Below are 20817 nucleotides of genomic sequence, written 5' to 3' on the forward strand. Positions count from 1 at the left end.
TGCAAATCTGCTTCAAAATGCCCCCAAAGTTTGGAAAAGCGAGACGGTGTTCAGGCAGGGAATGTTGTTATAACGTGGAGTTCGCACCTTCTTGTTGATATGGTTGGTCGCATTACCACGATCCGTAACAAGTGAGGTGTTTCGTATTATTAGGTCAGCCAGAGATTTTTCTTACTCACTCAAGGGTCTATGCCATTAGGGTCTATGCCATTTTCCAGCTGCGAAAGTTGAGTTTATTAGCAATTCGTGTAACTTGGAAGCTGTCTTCCTAACGTAAATCACTTCTAGGACAACCCGATGAGGTTAGGCACTTTACAACCGCCCCGGGAAGTTGACAGATTGGGCCGGTATCCTATATACTTGTCATAACAACTAATTGAATGGCGGACGCATGAAGATGAAGTCAGGAACGGTCCCTTGCATGCTGCTGCCGGTTTTGTCAGGAATACGCTGTTGCAGCATTATGTAGTTGCAGTATTTTGTAGTTGCAGCTTTATGTAGTTGCAGCATTTTGTAGTTGCAGCATTTTGTAGTTGCAGCATTATGCATCTGCAGGATGAAGCAGCTGCAGGATTACAATGTTGCAGGAAACACGCAGCACCGTTTTCTCTTCTCGGGGTGTCCGCACACAACTTTCCCGCAGAAAGAAGCGATGAATTTGAATCAAACGTTACACAGCAAATCCGCGCCCGGCGAGAAGCTTTGGGGGCGGAATTTTATTGCCATCAGCTTATCCAGCTTTTTTATTTTCATTACCTTTTACATTCTGGCGGTGACGCTTCCCGGGTTTGTGCTGGAGGAACTGCAGGGAAATAAAGACGGGATCGGATTGGTGACGACTGTCTTCGTTATTGCCGCCGTTATCTTCCGCCCGCTGGCGGGAAAATGGCTGGACGAAGTCGACCGCAAGCCGCTGGTTCTCGGGTCGCTCCTTTTATTTGTCCTTTGTACGGCCGGTTATCTCCTGATCCCGAGTTATGGCGTGCTGCTTATGCTCCGTTTTGTGCATGGCATCGCTTTTGGCGTGGCGGCTACCGCCACTTCCACACTCGTTCTGGACGTGATTCCCGCAGCGCGTAAAGGCGAAGGCATTGGCTACTTTAGTCTCTTTATGAGCCTGGCGATGGTAATCGGTCCGTTCGTCGGTCTGACGATCGCCGCGGATGCAGGTTACACGGCGCTGTTTTTCACCGTTGCCGGCTTCGCTCTTTTGGCGCTGCTGTGCGGTGCGGTAACCCACTACCCGCCGCGGCCGAAAACGCAGCTCAGCGGCACGGAGGATAAAGGCTGGAGCCTGCGGCGGTTGATTGAGCCGAAGGCGATGCCCGTTGCTTTGTCCGCTTTTTTCCTGGCATTCTCTTACGGAGGCATCTCCACATTCATTTCCGTATATGCGGGATCGCTGGGACTGGAACGGGTTGCCGGTTATTTTTTTATCGTGTTCGCCGCTATGGTACTGCTGTCCCGTCCGTTTACGGGCCGGCTGTTTGACCGCAAAGGCGCACATGTGCTGGTTTATCCGGGTATTTTTTGTTTCGTCGCTGGCATGATTTGGCTTAGCCAGGCATACGGCGCGGCTGCCTTTCTCCTGGCGGCCGGGGTCATCGGACTTGGCTATGGTGCCGTCATTCCCAGCTTCCAGACGCTTGCCGTCAAATCCGCACCCGCTCACCGGAGCGGGATGGCCACCGCCACCTATTTTGTCTTTTTTGATCTCGGGTACGGACTTGGCTCCTATCTGCTTGGTCTGATCGCCGGGTGGACCGATTACCATGTCATGTATTTTACCGGAGGTTTGATCGTTGCCTGTTCGCTGCTTGTCTATTACCTGCTGCATCATCGTCCGCAGCGGAGCGCCGCGGCTCCCATCCTGCCGGATGCAGGACGCTAACAACTCGACAGCCCGTCAGACGGATGATTCCATGCTGGCGGGCTGTTTGCGCCGGCGGTTGTCTTGTGCTGGTGATTGTCTTGTGCTGGTGATTGTCTTGTGCTGGCGATTGTCTTGTGCTGGTGATTGTCTTGTTCTGGCGGTTGTCCTCTGCTGGCGATTGTCCTGAGCAGCAGGTGACAGAACTTCGCTATAACCGCCATTTTTTCGGATTCCGGCATGCCAATTCACCACCCCCGATTAACGCCCGTGCAAACCGATCTGGCTGCACGTCACGCAATTGTCTTTTTTTCGGGTAAAAGAGAGAGAGGACTCTCTACATAAGAAAGGAACGTGCCGTGATGAAGCAGGCCATGGTGATTATGAATCCCTCCTCGGGCAAGGAGCTGGCGCTTGACTATGTAACGCCGGTGGAGGATTTGCTGAAGTTGGAAGGCTATGAAGTGACCGTAATGAAAACAGCCAAAGAGCTGGATGCCACGCGCTACTGCATCGCCGCCTGCGACCAGAATTTCGATCTTGTCGTCTCGATGGGTGGGGATGGCACGCTGCATGAAACGATCAACGGATTGCTCGGCCAGCCGCACCGCCCGACGCTTGGCGTGGTGCCAATGGGCACCGTTAATGATTTTGCGCGGGCGCTTGGGCTCCCCTTGGTTCCGGAAGACGCAATTGCCGCGCTGGCTTCCACCCGGACAAAGCGGGCCGACATGGGCCAGCTGAATGATCAGCTGTTCGTAAATGTTGTTGCCGCGGGATCGCTTGCCGAATCGCTTTCGGCCGTAACGACCGAAGACAAGTCGCGTTTGGGCGTTTTCGCCTATCTGAAGGAAGGCCTCAAGGAACTGGCTTCCCGTCCGGCCCATACGTTTACCGTACGTTATGACGACCTGGTGTGGGAAGGCCAAGCCGCCTTGTTTATCGCGGCGCTGACCAATTCGGTTGGCGGATTTGAGCGGCTGGCGCCGGATGCGGCCGTCGACGACGGGCTGCTGCACTGCTTCATTGTTAAAGACCTCGGCATCCTGAATACGCTGACGGTCAGTGTTTCCTTGCTGCTGGGGAATCTCCGCAGCCACAAGGATGTACTTTATTTTACGGCCAAAAATGTAGAAGTCAGCTCCCTCGAGCCGGTCCGGACCAATGTCGACGGAGAAGAAGGGCCGCCTCTGCCGATCAAGCTCCACCTGATGCCGAGCCATATTCGTGTCATTGTACCGGAAGATGCGGAGTAGATCATGTGTCTACACTTATATTCACGGGCGGTCTCAAAACACTGCATGTCCGCTGCCGGGTTCAAAACCATACTGTTCCCAATATAGCTTATAGCTGAAGTCTGAACAGCCGCCGCCAAGCGGGGCCTGGCCATTCTTACTTTTCCCGTTTATACTTGTGTTCATTGACGGCCCGGTGCCGTTGGATGACTGAACTGGGAGGGGAACACGGTTGGACTGGAAGCTGAAGACTTTTGAAGAATTGACCTTAAACGAGCTGTATACGATCCTGCAGGCCAGGACAGCGGTGTTTGTCGTTGAACAGGAATGCCCATATCAGGAGGTGGACGGCAAAGATATCTACTGCCGCCATTTGTTCCTGGAAGAGGAGGGCCGGCTGCTTGCCTACTCCAGGCTTGTCCCTCCTGGCGTTTCGTATCCGGAAGCTTCAATCGGGCGGGTGATTGTGGACGCCTCGGCCCGCGGCCGCGGGCTCGCACGGGAGCTGATGGCGCGGAGCCTCAAGCATCTGCGTGAAGACGGACATACCCGTGTGAAGATCCAGGCGCAGGCTTATCTGCACGGATTTTACGGTTCTTTCGGATTCGAGCCGGTCTCGGAAGTGTATGACGAAGACGGCATTCCCCATATTGATATGGTGCTGGATGAGCAGGAACAAGCGTTATCCGGCAGCCCGGAGCAAATCAAATGAATGAAGCGGCAAACTGGCGGCGGTAATCCTACCGGCGTTAGTTTTTTTATACTGCCCGAAACAAAGAATAGGGGGACCGGAGAATCAGGTCTATTATATAAAATTTTAATATCTTGAAATAGTGGTATAATGGTTTACTATGCTACCCGAATTCAGCGAATCCAGGAGGAAGCGTCAATGGACAGCGAACAGATTCTCATCCGCAACAACGTCAAAGTAACGGGCCATGGTTCTAAAACTCTTATTTTTGCCCACGGCTTTGGCTGTGATCAGAACATGTGGCGCTTTGTCGTACCCGCTTTTGAACAGAAGTACAAGGTGGTATTGTTTGACTTTGTAGGCTCGGGAAAATCCGATATAGGTGCCTACGATCCTCATGTTTATCGTGATCTGAACGGTTATGCCCAAAATATCCTGGACATTTGCTCAGCGCTCGAATTGAAAAACACCATTCTAGTGGGCCACTCCGTCGGTGCAACAATCGGTGCACTGGCGTCTATTCAAAGACCGGAGTTTTTTGAACGGCTTGTTCTGATTGGACCTTCCGCCCGCTACCTGAACGATTTACCTGATTACATCGGCGGATTTGAACGGGAAGATCTGATGGGCTTACTGGACATGATGGATCAGAATTTTCGGGGTTGGGCGAGTTATCTGGCTCCTGTCATTATGGGGAATACAGACCGGCCGGAATTATCCAAGGAGCTGGAGCTGAGTTTTTGCGCAACCGATCCTAAGGTGGCCCGGCAATTTGCGGAAGCAACTTTCCTTTCCGATTACCGTAAGGAATTCGGCAAGGTAACCGTACCTTCGCTGATCCTGCAATGCTCCGATGATGTGATCGCTCCGATGGAAGCTGGCGGTTATGTCCATCAGCAGATGCAAAACAGCGTTTTCCGGCTAATGGACGCAACCGGACATTGTCCGCATGTAAGCCATCCTGATGAAACGATTCAACTCATCAGCGAATATCTTGCTTCCATTGATTCAGTCCAGGGAAGCGAGATGCACCTATAATATGGACGAACGGTTGGATCACGCCCCTTGCGGTTATTTGTCGATGGATCGAAATCTAACTGTACGCACAGTCAACGCGACCCTTTGCCGCTTGTTAGAATATGAAAAACTAGGGATAAACGGCATCAGTATTGAATCCCTGCTAAACCGGTCCAGCCAGATTTTTTTTCGGATTTATTTCTTACCGCTGATTCAGCTTAATCATCATGTAAATGAGATGTATTTAATGATGAAAACGAGCAGCGGCGGAACACTTCCTGTTCTTTTAAATGCTGTGATTCGAGAGCGTGAAGGCGAATCGGTATACGATTGCGTCTTGATTCCCATGCTGCGCAGGAAGGAGTATGAGGAGCAGATTGAACAAGCGGAGAATACGTACCGGAGACTGGAAAATGAACTCAAGCGGATGAAGCACGAGCTGGAAAAGAAAAAGGGGGAAGCGGTATTTTTACGCAACCCTGAAATCTAGCCTTCGGATATCTTAAATGGCACCGGGAATCGGCCTCTCAGCCGTCCCGGTGCCTGTTTGTGTTTTCTCTTGTTTGATTGGCCTTACGCTACTCCAGCGACTTCGCCCGCACGGCCGCCGCAAGCTGCTCAGCCGCTTCGTCCAGCGGCTGGACGCCGAGGTCGCCTTCGCCCCGCTTGCGGACCGATACGGTCCGGTCGTTCCGTTCGTTTTCGCCGACAATGAACATGTACGGCAGCTTCTCCAGCTGGGCCTCGCGGATTTTGTAACCCAGCTTCTCGCCCCGCAGATCCGCTTCCACGCGCAGGCCCGCCTGGCGGAGCCGGTCGGCCACTTCGTTCGCGTAATCGTCAAAGGCCGAGGAAACCGGGATCACCTTCACCTGCTGCGGCGACAGCCACAGCGGCAGTGCACCTGCGAAGTTCTCGAGCAGGAACGCCACAAACCGTTCCATCGTACCGAGAATGCCGCGGTGCAGGACGACCGGACGGTGTTTTTGCCCGTCTTCTCCCACATACTCGAGCTCGAAGCGCTCAGGCAGCAGATAGTCCAGCTGGACCGTCGACAAAGTCTCCTCTTTGCCCAGCATTGTCCGGATCTGCACATCCAGCTTCGGTCCGTAAAATCCCGCTTCCCCTTCCGCTTCGTAGAACGGCAGCCCCGATTCCACCATAATCTCGCGCAGCACTCCCTGCGCCCGTTCCCACATCTCGTCGTCCGGGTGGTATTTCTCGGTATCCGCCGGGTCGCGGTAGGACAGCCTGAAACGGTAATCGTGAATGCCAAAATCGCGATAGACGCGTTTGATCAGCTCCAGTACCCGCTTGAATTCGTCTTTTACCTGGTCAGGCCGGCAAAAAATATGCGAGTCGTTCAGCGTCATCGACCGCACCCGGTGCAGACCGGTCAGCGCGCCCGACATTTCATACCGGTGCTGGATGCCGAGTTCGGCAAGCCGGATCGGCATCTCCCGGTAGCTGTGCATCGCACTCTTATAAATCATCATGTGATGCGGGCAGTTCATCGGCCGCAGCACAAACTCCTCGGTATCGATCGTCATTTTCGGGAACATATCGTCCACATAATGCTGCCAGTGCCCCGACGTATGGTATAACTCCACATTGCCCAGCACCGGCGTGTAGACATGCTCGTAGCCGAGGCTCGCCTCCAGATCAACGATATAACGCTCGAGGATGCTGCGCAGCTTGGCGCCTTTCGGCAGCCAGATCGGCAGGCCTTGTCCGACCAGGTTATTGAATGTGAACATACCGAGTTCCTTGCCCAGCTTGCGGTGGTCGCGTTTTTTCGCTTCTTCCAACAGATGCAGATATTCCTCAAGCTCCGTTTTTTTGTTCCAGGCGGTGCCGTAGATGCGCTGCAGCATCTTGTTTTTGCTGTCCCCGCGCCAATATGCGCCGGCGACACTCATCAGCTTGAACACCTTGATTTTACCTGTCGACGGCACATGCGGCCCCCGGCACAGGTCAAAAAACTCGCCCTGCTCGTAAATCGTAATCGCTTCACTTTCCGGCAGCGCCTCAATCAGCTCCAGCTTGTACGGGTCGCCCAGCTCCCCAAAAATCGCCAGCGCTTCCTCCCGGCTGACTTCCTTGCGCACGATCGGCAGGTTTTCCGACACGATACGCTCCATTTCTTTTTCGATCCGCTGCAGATCTTCCGGGTTGAGCGGATGCTCCAAATCCATGTCGTAATAAAAACCGTCTTCAATCACCGGACCGACGCCCAGCTTCACTTCCTTAGCGCCAAATAGGCGCTTCACAGCCTGGGCCATCAGGTGGGCGGTGCTGTGGCGCATTACGCCAAGCCCTTCTTCGGAATCCAGTGTGACAATTTCGACCTGCGCCCCGTCTTCCAGCGGAGCGGCAAGATCCACCACGATTCCGTTCAGTTTGCCGGCGGCGGCATTTTTGCGCAGACCGCTGCTGATGGAGGCGGCGACGTCCCCAATGCTGCTGCCCTCCGCGAATTCCCGGACCGAGCCGTCCGGCAGTTTGATGCTGATGCTCATCTTTTTTTCCTCCCTCCAGAAATGGAGCGGGAGCGGATGGCTTCACGCATGCAATCAAAAAACACCCGTCCCGCAAAGGGACGAGTGTTATACCCGTGGTTCCACCCAAATTTAATCCCGCTGCATACGTCTCATAAGGCTTATAGACGCTGAGGCGGAATCCTCTTCAGCATGGGATAACGGCCATGAACCGTCGATTCCTACTGCCGCCAAAGGCCGGGTCACAGCAGTGCCCGATTACAATGGCTGGGGTTCGGAACCGCAGCTACAAAGGGGTAAACCGATAGCCGTTACCGGAGGAACTTGCAGCCTGTGATTCCTCTCTCTGGACGGTCCGTATCTGCCGGCTCATGTCTTTGTCGATGCTGTTGAGCGTGAATTAGCTGTAATTATAGGGGGAACTTCTCCCTTTCGTCAAGCAGGCCGCCGCCAAAATTTTCCCGGTTGTTCCCGGGGAGGTTGTCAGAGTTGCGGAAAATGCCGCATTTAAAACCAAACCCTACAAAAAGTGCCGGACTCGAACTCAGCTACCGGAAGGAACCGTACCCGGCGCATCAGGCGCATCCGGCGCACCCGAAAATCCAGCGTCCCGCACAAGGTCCAACTGCCCAAGCGCCAGCCGTTATCGCGGATCAAGCTGCTTGGCCAGCCATGCATACGCAGGGCCGCCATGAATCTCATGTCCGCCTTCAAAAAAGTCGGCTTCCACTCCATCGGGAGTACCCGCTGCTTTGTAGATTTCCTGCAGCCGCCCCAGCGCTTCTTCGGAAGCATGGCGGGGAAACAGATGGTCGACCGCCCCGCATTCCAGGAACAGGGCGCGCGGAGCAATCAGGCCCAGCAGATCCGGCATTTCCGCATCCAGCAAAATACCCGGAATGTAGTTGTCCAGGCAGTGGCTGCGCGATAAAATACTCGCCTCAAACGTGCTGGCATAACCGCTGACGACCGCACACTTAATCCGCTGATCGAGCGCGGCCGCAAAGCCCGCAACCAGCCCGCCGCCCGAGATGCCCATTACGCCGATGCGCTCAGCCAGCACCTCGGGACGCGTCTCCAGGTAATCCAGCACACGCGTCGTTTCGTATACGCGGTAGCCCGCCATCGTGTGTCCCGCCAGCAGCAATGCCGCGGACAGGCGGAAGCAGGAATTTTGGCCCGGCTGTCCCGACTCCAGATTCTCCTTCAGCCGGCGGTCTCCGAAGCCGAGAATTTCGGGTGCCGCAACTACAAATCCCGCCTGTACCAGCGAGACCGCAAAATCGCGGTGCAGTCCCGGGTCGCCTGTCCGTTCCTCCCCTTCCGGCGTAAGGCCGACAATATCCCGGCTTCCGTAGCCATGTCCGTGCAGGGCAATCACCGCCGGACACGGGCGGGCCAAGGGCTGATCCGGAATCAGCATGTAGACCGCCATCCGCAGCCCCTCAAAGGTAGTGATTTCTACCCGCTCTCTGGTATAGCCTTTGCATTCGGTGCGCTCCAGCTCCACCGGATTCAGCTCTGCTTTCGTTTCGGGAACCGGGCCCAGCCGGCCGGCAAAACGCTCCGCCAGCTCCCCGCGCCATTCCGCCCAAGGCCGGCCGGGATGGAATCCCGCCGATTTCGGGGCACTCCCCGTTAACTCCGCCATATAGCTCGCCAATTTGTCTTCCATGTTCCATCCTCCTATGTTTAGCCGTAACCGGCAAAGCGGGCACAGCCTGCGTAGACCTAGCCCGTTCATCCCGTCACAACTCGCGCCGTTATGGTTTGTCTGTATCGCTTATCCTCTAGTGCTTTTTGTCATCCCTGAAGCTGCTTCAGCCGGTAAAACGCTCCGCGGCGCTCCATCAAATCATCGTACGTGCCGACCTCTTCCACCTGGCCGTTCGCCATCACCACAATCCGGTCCGCATCGCGGATCGTCGACAGACGGTGGGCCACGATAAACGTCGTGCGTCCCCGCGTCAGCTCGCGCATCGCCTGCTGCACCGAAGCCTCCGACTTATTGTCGAGCGCCGAAGTTGCTTCATCCAGCAGGATGATTTCGGGGTCGCGCACCATTGCCCGGGCAATAGCGATCCGCTGCCGTTGTCCGCCGGACAGCTTCCCGCCGTGCTCGCCGATCAGCGTATCCAATCCCTGCGGCATCTGCGCAATCGTGTCCTCCAGATTCGCGAGCCGGATCACCTCGCGCAGCTTCGCCTCCGGCACGTCCGGAAGGCCAAACGTGATGTTGCTGCGCACCGTTCCCGAGAACAAAACCGTCGTCTGGGGAACCACCGCCAGCTTTTGACGGTAGGTCCGCATGTCCAGCTGATCCATCGGAATGCCGTCGATCCGAATCTCCCCGCCTGTCGGGCGGTAGAAGCCGATCACCAAATTCAGCACCGTCGATTTGCCCGCGCCCGACTCCCCGACAAAAGCGATGCATTCGCCCGGCCGGACCGTCAGATTAAAATGGTTCAACACATGCCGGTCCGTCTCCTTGTAGCTGAACCGGACATTCCGGAATTCGTATCCGCCGGCCAAGGATTTCATCTTCATCGTGCCGCGGTATTCCTCCACCTGTGTGGAAGCAAGCACCTCTGTAATCGAATGCAGCGATTCGAAACCTCTGGCGAACTGCGGGTACACGTTCAGCATGCTGTTAATCGCGGCCATGATGGTGGCAAAAAAGCCTTGATACATCACCACATCGCCCACCTCGATCCGGCCGTTGAAAGCCATCACGCAGGTGAACGCCAGACACAGCACCTGAAACAGCGTAAACACCGCCCAGCTGGAGGCGCCGAAAAGCGCTTCGGTAATGTCAAGGTGGTAGCCCTTGCCCTTCAGTTTGAACAAGGTCGAGTCCACCTTCTCGATCTCCGCTTCGTCCAAGCCGTGCGCCCGGGTGACCGGGATCATCTCAAGCGTCTCGGCCACCTGGCCGGACATGTGCTCAATTTCCTGCCGGAACTCCCGGTTGCGGCTGCGGATGCGGCGCCGGAAAAAAGCGATCATCAACACGCCAAACGGGATAACAAGCACGAAGAACAGCGTGACCTGCGCGCTTTTGAACGCGGTAATTGTAATAGCAATCAGCACGTTGGTCACAGCGGGCATAAAAGAATACATCACCTGCTTGGACAGCGTCTCCACCGCTTCCACATCCCGCAGCACCTTGGCCTGCAGCTTGCCCGCACGGAGATCGCTGTGGTAAGACATGGACAAATGCTGCAGCTTACGGATCAGCGTGCCCCGCAGACCCGCCTCCACCTCCCGTGAAGAACGGCTCATAAAGCTAACGTGTGCAAAAGCCGACGGAATGTTCTGCAGCACCACTACGGCGGCGATCCCGATATCCATCCACAGCCAGGTCAAATTTTCCGTTCTCGGCCGGCTCAAATGGTTAATCATATCAGCCGTAACAATTGGAATAACCCAGGTCGGCGCATGTTTCATCACGTAAAACAGCAGGGACAGCAGCAGATTGACATGGAGTCCCTTATAGAGCAGCGCCAGCGTGCGCAGCGGCCGGTCTTTGCCGGAACCGCCGGTGTGAAACACGCGTTCAAAGTCAAATGTCTTGCCCTCCACCCTCTCCGTTCCTTCCAAGTTGTTGCCCCTCTCCCGGCTCTGGTGCCGTCCTTAGTCGCACAGGTTACGTTCGGGGCATCCATCCAGGCTGCGCTTAACGGCTTCAACCCGCATCCATGCGCTCCTCCCGCGGACCTGTCCCGCTTTCGGGTAAAAAACCAAGTTTATTATAGCGCTTTCACCGTCAGGTATCCAATATAATTTTTCACGTGTGCATAAATTGAAAATTCTTGACTGTACGAATAAGAGCTATTAAACTGAAATCGTTAACATTTTATTTTCCGGGAAGAGGTCTCATGATTACGATAAAAGACATTGCGCGCGTCGCCGGCGTCTCGCATACGACCGTGTCCAGGGCGCTGAACGGCAATCCGCTCATCAACAAGGAGACCAGGGAGAGAATCGCCAGGATCGCCGCCGACATGAATTACATTCCGAATTACAGCGCCAAGAGTCTGGTCATGAAGAAGTCGTACACCATCGGCTTGTTTTTCTCCAGTATCGAGCAGGGCACATCCGCAAGCTTTCTGGTGGACGCCATCAAGGGGATCAACCATGCGCTGGATGAGAATTACAACCTGACGGTCAGCGGAATCGACAGCCTGAACGGCTTCGAGGGTATTCATCCGCGGCGCTATGACGGCATTCTGATCATGAGCCAGAGCGACACGGACAACGCTTTTATTTATCACGTGAAGCAGTCGGGCATTCCGATGGTGGTGCTGAACCGCCAGCTGGACGATCCCGGCATTCCGAACGTGACCGCCGATGACCGTGAAGGCGTCAAGATGGCAATTGATTACGCGATTGCCGAAGGCCACCGCAAGCTCGCTATTATTGAAGGCAAATCCGGTTTCCGGTCCTCGGACCTGCGCCGGCAGGGTTTTCTTGACAGCCTGATTGCGAACGGCCTTCCGCCGATTCCCGAGTATTTTTCGCCTGGAGATTACAGCATCGAAAGCGGTTATACCCAGATGTCCCGGCTGCTCACGCTGCCCGATCCGCCCACCCTCGTGTTTTGTTCGAACGACGACATGGCAATCGGCGCGATGAACGCCTGTTACGACCGCAAGATTACCATCCCGGAGCAGGTATCCTTGATCGGGTTCGACGACATTATGTTTGCGCGCTACACGAATCCCGCACTGACAACCGTCCGCAAGCCGGTCGCCGATATCGGCGAGCTTGGCACGAAACTGCTGATCGGTCTGATGCGGACGCCTGCCCAGCAGGACCCCGCGGATTCCCGGCAGAGATTCGTCAAGACGGAGCTGACGGTGCGCAGCAGCGTAAGCCGGATCTCCCCTCCCTGAAGCATCACCAAAAAAAAGAGCGTCCCTCTTTTTTTGCCTTAAATTGTTCACGTGTGCAAAACATCACATCCCATTATTAAAGGAGACATGCGCAAATGAGTACAGAACGACTTTCCAGAACGGCACGGCCGGAGCTTCCGGCTTATCCTGAACGGATGATCCAATTTGGTGAAGGCAATTTTATGCGGGCATTTGTGGATTGGCAGCTGCATCAAATGAATGAGCAAGGCTTGTTCCAGGGCAGCGCGGTGCTGGTTCAGCCGATCGAGCAGGGGCTCGGAGGCATGCTGGCCGAACAGGATTACCTGTATACGGTGCTGCTGAACGGCATTCAGCAGGGCCAGCAGGTGAACTCGCGCGAGATCGTCACCAGCGTCAGCCGGGTCATCAATCCCTATACGGAATATGAGGCTTATCTGAAGCTTGCCGAAGACGACGGCCTGGAGTTCATCACCTCCAACACCACCGAAGCGGGCATCGCTTACCGTGCGGAAGACCGCCTGGAGGAATCGCCACCGAAAAGCTTCCCGGGGAAGCTGACCGCCCTGCTCCACAAACGTTACCAGCTCGGCAAAAAAGGCTTCGTCATCATCCCCTGCGAGCTGATCGACCGCAACGGCGAAAAGCTGCTGGAGCTTGTGAAACGCTACGCGGAGGAATGGAAGCTGGAAGAAGGATTCCTGTCCTGGCTGGAGTCGGAGAATACGTTCTGCTGCAGCCTGGTGGACCGGATCGTTCCGGGTTACCCGCGCGACAAAGCCGCCGAGCTCGAAGCGGAGCTGGGCTACAAAGACCAGCTGATGGTAACAGCCGAGCCGTTCCTGCTGTGGGTGATCGAGGGCCCGCAGTGGCTGGCAGACCGCCTGCCTTTGGCCAAAGCGGGACTGAATGTCATCGTGACGGAAGACATGACGCGTTACCGCGAACGCAAGGTGCATCTGCTGAACGGCCCGCATACCGCCATGGTGCCGCTTGGACTGCTGGCAGGACTGGAGACGGTGGAAGACGTGATGAACGACGACGTGTTCTCCCGGTTTGTCCGCGACCTGCTCGACAAGGAACTGGTGCCGATGCTGGATCTGCCAAAGGAAGAACTGCAGTCGTATGCCGAAGCGATTTTGGAGCGTTTTAAAAATCCGTTTATCCGCCATGAACTGACTTCGATTTATCTGAACAGCATTTCCAAGTTCAAAACGCGTCTGCTTCCGGTGCTGCTCCGTTACCAGCAGGAGCGAGGCACGCTTCCTCCGCTGATGACACTGTCGTTTGCCGCGCTGCTGCTCAGCTACCGGGGCGACAAGGTGACGCCGCAGGACGGCGCCGAAGTTGTCGGGCTGTTCAACACAGCCTGGAAAGACGCCGCGGGTTTTGTGCCGGCTATTTTGAAGGAAGAAAGCCTCTGGGGGCAAGATCTGAACGCCGTTCCCGGTCTGGCGGAGGCGCTTGCGGGCAAAATCCGCGAACTGGAGCAGTCGGGCAGCCGGGACGCTTTACTACAATTGGTATAGGGGAGAACAGCCATGAATCAAGTAGCGATCAAACGTCTGATGAAAATGAACGCCAGAGACACGGTGGCCGTCGCTTTAAAGCCGATCGCCGAAGGCGAAACGCTGGAGTTCGAAGGCCTGACGCTGACAGCGCGCCAAGACATTCCGCAGGGTCACAAAATCGCTTTGACCGACCTTGAAGCCGGCGATACCGTCCTGAAATACGGCGCCCCGATCGGGCACGCCATCACGGCCATCCGCCAGGGCGAATGGATTCATACCCATAATATCAAAACGAATTTATCGGGCGAAGAAGAATACGAATACCAGCCGGAGCTTCATCCGGTAACTTACCCGGTCCGGAACCTGACGTTTAACGGCTACCGGCGCGCGAACGGCAAGGTTGGCATCCGGAACGATCTGTACATCATTCCGACGGTCGGCTGCGTGAACGGCATCGCCGAACAGATGCTGACCGAATTCAAAGCGATTCATTCGGGTCCCGGCCCGTTCGACAACGTGACGGTGCTGAAGCATCCTTACGGCTGCTCGCAGCTTGGCGACGACCACCGGATGACGCGCAGTATTTTGCTGGATGCCGTGAAGCATCCGAATGCCGGCGGCGTACTTGTGTTTGGACTCGGCTGTGAAAACAACATCGTCGCCGAATTCTGCGAGCTGCTCGGCGAATACGACGAGAGCCGTGTGAAGTTCCTGGTCGCCCAGGAAGTCGGCAACGAGCTGGAAGCCGGCCTCGCGCTGCTGGAAGAGCTGTATGAAGCGGCCAAAGATGACCAGCGTGAGCCGGTTCCGCTGAGCGAGCTGAACGTCGGCCTGAAATGCGGCGGTTCGGACGGTTTTTCGGGCATTACGGCGAACCCGCTGCTTGGAGCCTTCTCCGACTTCCTTATTTCGCAGGGCGGCACCACCGTGCTGACCGAGGTTCCCGAAATGTTTGGCGCCGAGAAGGTGCTGATGGCCCGTGCGGAAAGCCGCGAGGTGTTCGATGATATCGTCTCCCTGATCAATAACTTCAAACAATATTTCCTGTCCTACGGCGAACCTGTATATGAAAATCCTTCGCCAGGCAACAAAGCCGGCGGCATCAGCACGCTGGAGGATAAATCGCTTGGCTGCACGCAGAAGGCCGGCTCCTCCCCTGTCGTCGACGTGCTGCAGTACGGAGAGAAGCTGCGCAAAAAGGGCTTAAGCCTGCTGCAAGCTCCGGGCAACGATCTTGTCGCCTCCTCCGCCCTCGCCGCTGCCGACTGCCAGCTCGTGCTTTTCACGACAGGCCGCGGTACGCCGTTTGGCAGCTTCGTGCCGACCGTGAAGGTTGCTACAAACAATGAGCTGTTCGCCAAAAAAGGCCACTGGATGGACTTCAACGCCGGACCGCTGCTGGAGACGCCGATGGAGGAAGTACTCGAGAAGTTCATCGCTTACCTGATCGACGTAGCCAGCGGAGCAAAAACGCGCAACGAACAAAACGACGTGCGTGAACTGGCGATCTTCAAAACGGGGGTTACGCTGTGAGCAAGCCCGTTCGTTTGTTCATCGCCGGCGATTCCACGGCGGCCGTCAAAGGCGGCGGCGACAAGCCGATGACAGGCTGGGGAGAATACCTCCAGTCTTACTTCCCGGCGGATCGGATTATCGTTGACAACCGCGCCGTTAACGGGCGCAGCACGAAATCTTTTATCGATGAAGGCCGGCTGGCGCATATCCAGCGGGATTTGCAGCCCGGAGACTATCTGTTCATTCAGTTCGGGCACAATGACGGCAAACAGGAGGACCCTGCCCGCTATACCGATCCGGAAGAGGCGTATCCGGCCAACCTGCGGCTGTTCGTCGAAACGGCACGGCAGGCAGGCGCCCATCCCGTTCTCCTGACTTCGGTCAGCCGCAGACGGTATCTTGCGGACGGCTCGCTTGATCCGCAGGCGGTCGATGGTTATCCCGCGGCCATGCGCCGGGCAGCCCGGGAGTGCGGCGTTCCGCTGCTCGACCTGTTCACCGCCTCCCAGGAGCTGTATAACGAACTCGGCCCGGAAGCCTCCAAGCGGCTGCTCATGCACCTGGCTCCGGGCGAGCATCCCAACTACCCGGACGGTGTGGCGGACGACACGCATTTTTCGGATGAAGGCGCCCGCGAGATGGCCCGGCTGGCCGCGGCCGCGATCCGCACCGAGCCTTTGCTCAAGGAGCTCGCGGCGCGGATGAAGCGGGAGAGCGTGCAGACGCAGACGGTATAGCCGCTTTATTGCCGAACCAGTGCCCGGCCATAGCCGGCTATAACCGGTCAGAACCGGCCAACCAACTGGACCACCATAGTCAGCTAACCCATTTTTCAGCACAGCAGCGGGCCGCCCGCGCCTACCCAGGCGGACGGCCCGCTGCTTGCATACGACAAGGAGTGAATGAAATGTCCAAGATCACGGAAGTTGTAACCGAATATTACCGGATTCCGCTGCCCGAGATTATGGAGGATGCCAAACACGGACTGCACACCCATTTTGAAGTGCCGATCGTCAAAATCCGCACCGACGACGGGCGCGAAGGTGTGGGTTACACCTACACCGGCGGCTTCGGCGGCCGGGCGATCTGTTCGCTCATCGCCAACGAGCTGACGCATATTTTGGTAGGCAAAGACCCTGCTTGCGTGGAAAGCCTGTGGGATCAGATGAACTGGGGTATCCACTACGTGGCCCGCGGCGGACTGGCCAGCTTCGCTATCGCCGCCTGTGACATCGCCCTGTGGGATCTGCGGGCCCGCAAAGCGGGAGAGCCGCTGTATAAACTGCTGGGCGGCGCCTCTCAGGGCGTAAAGTGCTACGGCGGCGCGATCGACTTGAATTTTTCGCTGGAGAAGCTGCTGCAAAACAATCAAAAATACCTCGATATGGGCCTCCGCGCCGTCAAAATCAAGCTCGGACAAAAGACGCTTGCCGAAGACATCGAACGGGTTGCGGCGGTCCGCGATCTGATTGGTCAGGACACCGTCTTTATGGTGGATGCCAACATGAGCTGGAGTGTGGAGAAAGCGATCAAGGCCGGACGCGAATTTTTGAAATACGACATCCTGTTCCTGGAGGAGCCGACCATTCCCGAGGATTATGCCGGATATGCACGGATTGCCGAGGAGTCGGGCATCGCAGTCGCCGGGGGCGAAAATCTGCGGACGCTGACGGAATTCCACCACATGCTGCAGTATGGGCACGTCGATTACCCGCAGCCTGACGCCTCCAATGTCGGCGGGATTACGGGCTGGCTGAAGGTTGCCCATCTGACGCAAGCTTACAATTTGTCGGTTTCCACACACGGGATACAGGAGCTGCATGTCAGCCTGCTGGCGGCGATGCCAAACGCGGGTTATCTCGAAATGCACAGCTTCCCGATCGACCAATATACAACCCGCCCGCTCGTAATCGACCGCAGCACAGGGCTTGCGATCCCGCCGGAAGAGCCGGGAACCGGCGTTGTTTTTGACTGGAACAAACTCGATCCGCACCGTCAGAATTTTTAAAATAAAAACATCACCCGGAGGTATAACATGACCGTTCCGCTTCAACTCGGTATCCGCGCCCATGATTTCGGCCAGCTTCCGCTGCCCGAGCTCATCGGCGGGATCCGGCAGTACGGGTTCTCCCATATTCAATTTGCCGTACGCAAGTCTTTTCCGGACAGCGTTCCCGAGTGGGAAGCGCTTAGTCCGGGAACGGCCGCGTATTACGGCGACGCTTTTCGTCAGGCAGGCATCCGCATTGCAGTGCTAGGCTGTTATGTCAACATCGTCCATTCTGATCCGGCAGAACGCAGACGTGCGCTGGACGCGTTTGGCACCCATCTGCGGCTCGCCCGCGATTTTGGCGCAGGTCTAGTCGGCACGGAGACCGGCAGCGTTGGCAGCGGATATACGGAAGCTAATTTTACGGAGGAGGCGTTTGAGCGCGTTGTCGAATCGGTCCGTGAAATGGTGGCCGAAGCCGAGCGCTTTGGGGCAACAATCGGGATTGAAGCCGGACTTAATCATCCGATGTACACGGCTCAATTAACGCGCAGACTGCTCGACCTGGTCCCTTCCCCCAATCTTCAGGTGATCCTGGACTGCGCCAACTTGATGCGGCCGGATAACACGCATGAGCAGGACGCCGTTGTCGCCGAAGCGCTTGAGCTGCTGGGCAGCCGGATTGCAGTCATTCACCTGAAGGATTTCCGCCTGGAAGACGGCAAAATCAAAATCGTTCCCGTTGGCCAAGGCGAACTCCGCTTTGAGCCCATCCTGCGCTATATGAAATACAAACGCCCGCATATTCAGGGCATTTTGGAAAGTACGCCGGAGCCCTACATCCGCGAAGCCGTTCAATTTTTGCAGGCGCTGTACCGGGAAGTGTAGGTGTTCAAACCAGCAATCTGCCAATCTGATCGGCATTAGGCATCTCTTGAAGTAGAGGCCGGTTCCCCTCTTTGGGTTCGAACCGACAAGTTCTGCTTTGGGAGGTGCATTTTTTTCATACCTAGATCCTAGGCGCAGGAGCAGCTTACATCTGTAGAATTTTAACCCTTACGGGTCCACTTAATTGTCTGCACGTTTAGGACGAAGGGCTGCCGCGTTCGATACAGGCTGACGTTTCCGGCTGCGGTCACTTAAATAGGCGAGAGGAATGCCAACGATAAGCAGCCAAGACGAGAACTTGAATGTCCCTCCAAACGCCTTTGCGGCAGCTTCGCGATAATCGTTCGTAATCGGGGGCAGTATACGCTGAACTTCTTCCGTCTGACGGGCCAAAGCAGCTTCTGCCGCTTTTCGCTGTGCTTCGGGCAGCTTGGCCGCCCGCTCTTTACTCTGCTCTGCTAGAGCAGCCCGAATCTGCTCCAGCTGCGCTTCGTCTGGCGGAAACGCCTGATTCGGATTCATGGTTTCCAGGAAATGAATAATCTGCCCCTTCAACTCAGGGAGCAAAACTTGATTGGTGTCGACCGCTTGGATTGCGGCCTGCTTTGAATCTGCCAGCCTATCTTCCATCTGGTTCTGGAGCACCGTTACAATAACCGCAACGCCCAGAACGCAGCCCAGCGCTTTTGTCATATTCACGATTCCCGACGAAATTCCCACCTTCTCCTCGGGCACATGGCGAATGGTTGAAGCCATAAGGGGCGCCATGGTAAGACCGATTCCTATTCCTGCAAGCGCCAGCCGGGGAATCACTTCGCCGGTAGTGGAGTTGGCATGTAATCCTCCTAGCCAATAAGAAGCCCCTATCAAAAAAACAATTCCACACACTGCAAACCACCGGGCCCCATACTTGTTAGACAGCGGTCCGGCGGCAAGCGACGCGACCATGGATCCAAGAGCGACAACCGACAGTATCAGTCCTGCCTTTAGCTCGGTCATTGCCAACACCCGTGTTAAATAAAACGAGGTCAAAAAGGAGATATTCATTAGCCCTGCTCCTACCACCAGGAGGGTGAGTGCCGAAGCGCTGAAAGGTTTTATTTTCAGAAGCGATAGCGGAAGCATGGGTTCCCTTCCCCTCCACTCCGCCAAAAGAAACAGCACGGTAAAGATGCAGCCGCCTGCCATTAAGAGCAGTTCTGCCGGAGAATCCCACCCGAAATCCTTGGCTTTTATTAAACCGTATGTAAAAAGGAACATCGCCGCTGTAATGGTAAGCGTTCCGGCGTAGTCTATTTTTTTCCCGGAAGTGGGGTCATAGGATTCCTTAATCAAAAAAATCGTTAGCAGCAGACTTAAGACGCCCAACGGAACATTGACAAAAAATATCCATTGCCAGCTTAACTTCTCTGTCAAAATCCCGCCCAGCGCAGGTCCGCTGGCAGCAGCCAGGCCGGAGATTGCCCCCCAAATGCCGATAATCGTGCCGTGCATTTCCTTCGGAAACAGTCTTGTCGCCATAGGGACAGTTACCGGTACGATAATTGCCCCTGCCAGTCCTTGCACAACGCGCAGCGCGATTAATGTCTCGACATTTGGAGCGACTCCGGCAAGAAACGATGTGGCGGTGAACAACACCAGACCGATAAGAAATAGCTTTTTTCGTCCGAACTGATCCGCTAACCGGGACGCAGTAAGGATAAATACGGCAAACGCCAGATTATATCCATTCATAATCCAGGAGATTTGCCCAACGTCCCCCCCATAATGGCGGGTGATTTCAGGTAAAGCCACATTTACGATGGTTGAGTCCAGCAGTGCCATAAAGAAACCCAGAATGATGGCGGTAAAAGGCAGCACACGATTGGAATGAACATTCATTTTCTCCACTTCCCCGATCAAAAGTTGAACCTTAGTTCACATTTGTGATTATATGAACTTTAGTTCAATTTTGTCAACAAAAAAAATATGAACTGGAGTTCATTTTTGTATTTGACACCTTGTACGTTCATTCTTTACAATCAGGGCAAAGGAGAGGTTATCACTTTGAATGAGAAAGCAGCGAAAGTCAGAAAACCAAAGCAACCGCGCAGCGTTCAGACGAAAGAAGCCATACTGCAGGCAGCGATGGAGCTCTTTTCCGAAAAGGGGTTTCATCATACCAATACAAAAGAGATTGCCGCCCGGGCTGGAGTGTCTACCGGCAGCTTTTATTCCTATTACATAGATAAACGGGCCGTCTTTATTGAGACCTTATCCGTCTATAACAATGAATTTCAACAGCTCCTGCTTCGTTCTCTAAATGAATTCGGGATGCCGGAGTTTAAAGCGCCCGAGCAGATGATGACGCATTTTTTGGACAGTATGATTGCTGCTCACGGTGTGTATACTCAATTCCACCAAGAGCTCGCGGTCATGTATCATTCGGATACGGAAATTCAGGCGATAATGAACCAGCAGTATCAAAAAGGGCTGGAAATGACCCAAACCCACTTGCTCCAGTGGAACGAAGAGCTTCGCACCAAGGACATTGAAGCCGCTTCCGTACTCATGTTTGAGACGCTTAACCGCCTAGTCGATGTCATCGTTTTCTCCGAATATCAACCAGACTTCGCGGATAGAATCAAAAGCGAGCTGGTTCAGATGGTTACGGGGTATCTATTCAAATAACAAACAAGGACCTCCACTTCCGCGGCTGGCGGAGCATGAGGTCCTTGTCATCATAAGT

At 55.3% G+C, this 20817-nt stretch carries 16 protein-coding genes; 12 read left to right on the forward strand and 4 right to left on the reverse strand.

The annotated features are described in order from the left end of the window. Nucleotides 1-658: 658 nt before the first annotated feature. The 5 genes from ACE6ED_RS15515 to ACE6ED_RS15535 all read left to right on the forward strand — a co-directional run bounded on the left by ACE6ED_RS15515 (nucleotide 659) and on the right by ACE6ED_RS15535 (nucleotide 5303). Nucleotides 659-1891 carry an MFS transporter gene (locus tag ACE6ED_RS15515; protein WP_410828099.1) on the forward strand — a complete coding sequence of 411 codons (1233 nt, stop codon included), beginning with the start codon at nucleotides 659-661 and terminating at the stop codon, nucleotides 1889-1891. 341 nt (nucleotides 1892-2232) lie between these two features. Further along, the gene (locus ACE6ED_RS15520; protein WP_410828100.1) at nucleotides 2233-3126 is read left to right on the forward strand and encodes a diacylglycerol/lipid kinase family protein; all 894 of its coding nucleotides are present in this window, start codon (nucleotides 2233-2235) and stop codon (nucleotides 3124-3126) included. 211 nt (nucleotides 3127-3337) lie between these two features. Next, nucleotides 3338-3817, forward strand: a complete 480-nt coding sequence (locus ACE6ED_RS15525; RefSeq protein ID WP_410828101.1) for a GNAT family N-acetyltransferase — start codon at nucleotides 3338-3340, stop codon at nucleotides 3815-3817. A gap of 177 nt (nucleotides 3818-3994) precedes the next feature. Then, nucleotides 3995-4834, forward strand: coding sequence for an alpha/beta fold hydrolase (locus tag ACE6ED_RS15530; RefSeq protein ID WP_410828102.1), 840 nt, complete (start codon nucleotides 3995-3997; stop codon nucleotides 4832-4834). 226 nt (nucleotides 4835-5060) lie between these two features. After that, nucleotides 5061-5303: a hypothetical protein gene (locus ACE6ED_RS15535; protein ID WP_410828103.1), complete on the forward strand. Its 243-nt coding sequence runs from the start codon at nucleotides 5061-5063 to the stop codon at nucleotides 5301-5303. Nucleotides 5304-5391: 88 nt separating this feature from the next. Here the strand turns inward: ACE6ED_RS15535 and thrS are convergent, their stop codons facing one another. The 3 genes from thrS to ACE6ED_RS15550 all read right to left on the reverse strand — a co-directional run bounded on the left by thrS (nucleotide 5392) and on the right by ACE6ED_RS15550 (nucleotide 10911). Further along, complete coding sequence (thrS, locus tag ACE6ED_RS15540) at nucleotides 5392-7332, reverse strand: threonine--tRNA ligase (RefSeq protein WP_410828104.1); 1941 nt, start codon at nucleotides 7330-7332, stop codon at nucleotides 5392-5394. A gap of 622 nt (nucleotides 7333-7954) precedes the next feature. Continuing rightward, nucleotides 7955-8986 (reverse strand): alpha/beta hydrolase, encoded by a 1032-nt coding sequence (locus tag ACE6ED_RS15545; protein WP_410828105.1) that lies wholly within the window; start codon nucleotides 8984-8986, stop codon nucleotides 7955-7957. Between the two features lie 128 nt (nucleotides 8987-9114). Next, entirely contained in the window at nucleotides 9115-10911 is a 1797-nt protein-coding gene (locus tag ACE6ED_RS15550; RefSeq protein WP_410828106.1) for an ABC transporter ATP-binding protein, read from the reverse strand. A 278-nt stretch (nucleotides 10912-11189) separates the two neighbouring features. Here ACE6ED_RS15550 and ACE6ED_RS15555 point away from each other — a divergent pair, with 278 nt between their 5' ends. The 6 genes from ACE6ED_RS15555 (at nucleotide 11190) to ACE6ED_RS15580 (ending at nucleotide 18089) form a co-directional block, all read left to right on the forward strand. Beyond that, nucleotides 11190-12206: a LacI family DNA-binding transcriptional regulator gene (locus ACE6ED_RS15555; protein ID WP_410828107.1), complete on the forward strand. Its 1017-nt coding sequence runs from the start codon at nucleotides 11190-11192 to the stop codon at nucleotides 12204-12206. 95 nt (nucleotides 12207-12301) lie between these two features. After that, the gene (locus ACE6ED_RS15560) at nucleotides 12302-13714 is read left to right on the forward strand and encodes a tagaturonate reductase (RefSeq protein WP_410828108.1); all 1413 of its coding nucleotides are present in this window, start codon (nucleotides 12302-12304) and stop codon (nucleotides 13712-13714) included. A 27-nt stretch (nucleotides 13715-13741) separates the two neighbouring features. Next, nucleotides 13742-15229, forward strand: coding sequence for a UxaA family hydrolase (locus ACE6ED_RS15565; protein ID WP_410828210.1), 1488 nt, complete (start codon nucleotides 13742-13744; stop codon nucleotides 15227-15229). Then, complete coding sequence (locus ACE6ED_RS15570) at nucleotides 15226-15948, forward strand: rhamnogalacturonan acetylesterase (RefSeq protein WP_410828109.1); 723 nt, start codon at nucleotides 15226-15228, stop codon at nucleotides 15946-15948. The genes ACE6ED_RS15565 and ACE6ED_RS15570 overlap by 4 nt, the downstream gene beginning before the upstream one ends. Before the next feature lie 170 nt (nucleotides 15949-16118). Further along, entirely contained in the window at nucleotides 16119-17219 is a 1101-nt protein-coding gene (locus tag ACE6ED_RS15575; RefSeq protein ID WP_410828110.1) for a mandelate racemase/muconate lactonizing enzyme family protein, read from the forward strand. A 27-nt stretch (nucleotides 17220-17246) separates the two neighbouring features. After that, nucleotides 17247-18089: a sugar phosphate isomerase/epimerase family protein gene (locus tag ACE6ED_RS15580; protein ID WP_410828111.1), complete on the forward strand. Its 843-nt coding sequence runs from the start codon at nucleotides 17247-17249 to the stop codon at nucleotides 18087-18089. Between the two features lie 180 nt (nucleotides 18090-18269). Here ACE6ED_RS15580 and ACE6ED_RS15585 read toward each other — a convergent pair whose 3' ends face one another. Continuing rightward, nucleotides 18270-19970, reverse strand: coding sequence for a DHA2 family efflux MFS transporter permease subunit (locus tag ACE6ED_RS15585; RefSeq protein ID WP_410828112.1), 1701 nt, complete (start codon nucleotides 19968-19970; stop codon nucleotides 18270-18272). Between the two features lie 165 nt (nucleotides 19971-20135). On the opposite strand from ACE6ED_RS15585, the gene ACE6ED_RS15590 reads away from it, so the two are divergent. Continuing rightward, nucleotides 20136-20759, forward strand: coding sequence for a TetR/AcrR family transcriptional regulator (locus ACE6ED_RS15590; RefSeq protein WP_410828113.1), 624 nt, complete (start codon nucleotides 20136-20138; stop codon nucleotides 20757-20759). The last annotated feature ends 58 nt before the right edge of the window (nucleotides 20760-20817 follow it).

This window comes from Paenibacillus nanchangensis (assembly GCF_046543445.1).
GTDB classification, from domain to species: Bacteria; Bacillota; Bacilli; order Paenibacillales; family Paenibacillaceae; genus Paenibacillus_AQ; species Paenibacillus_AQ nanchangensis.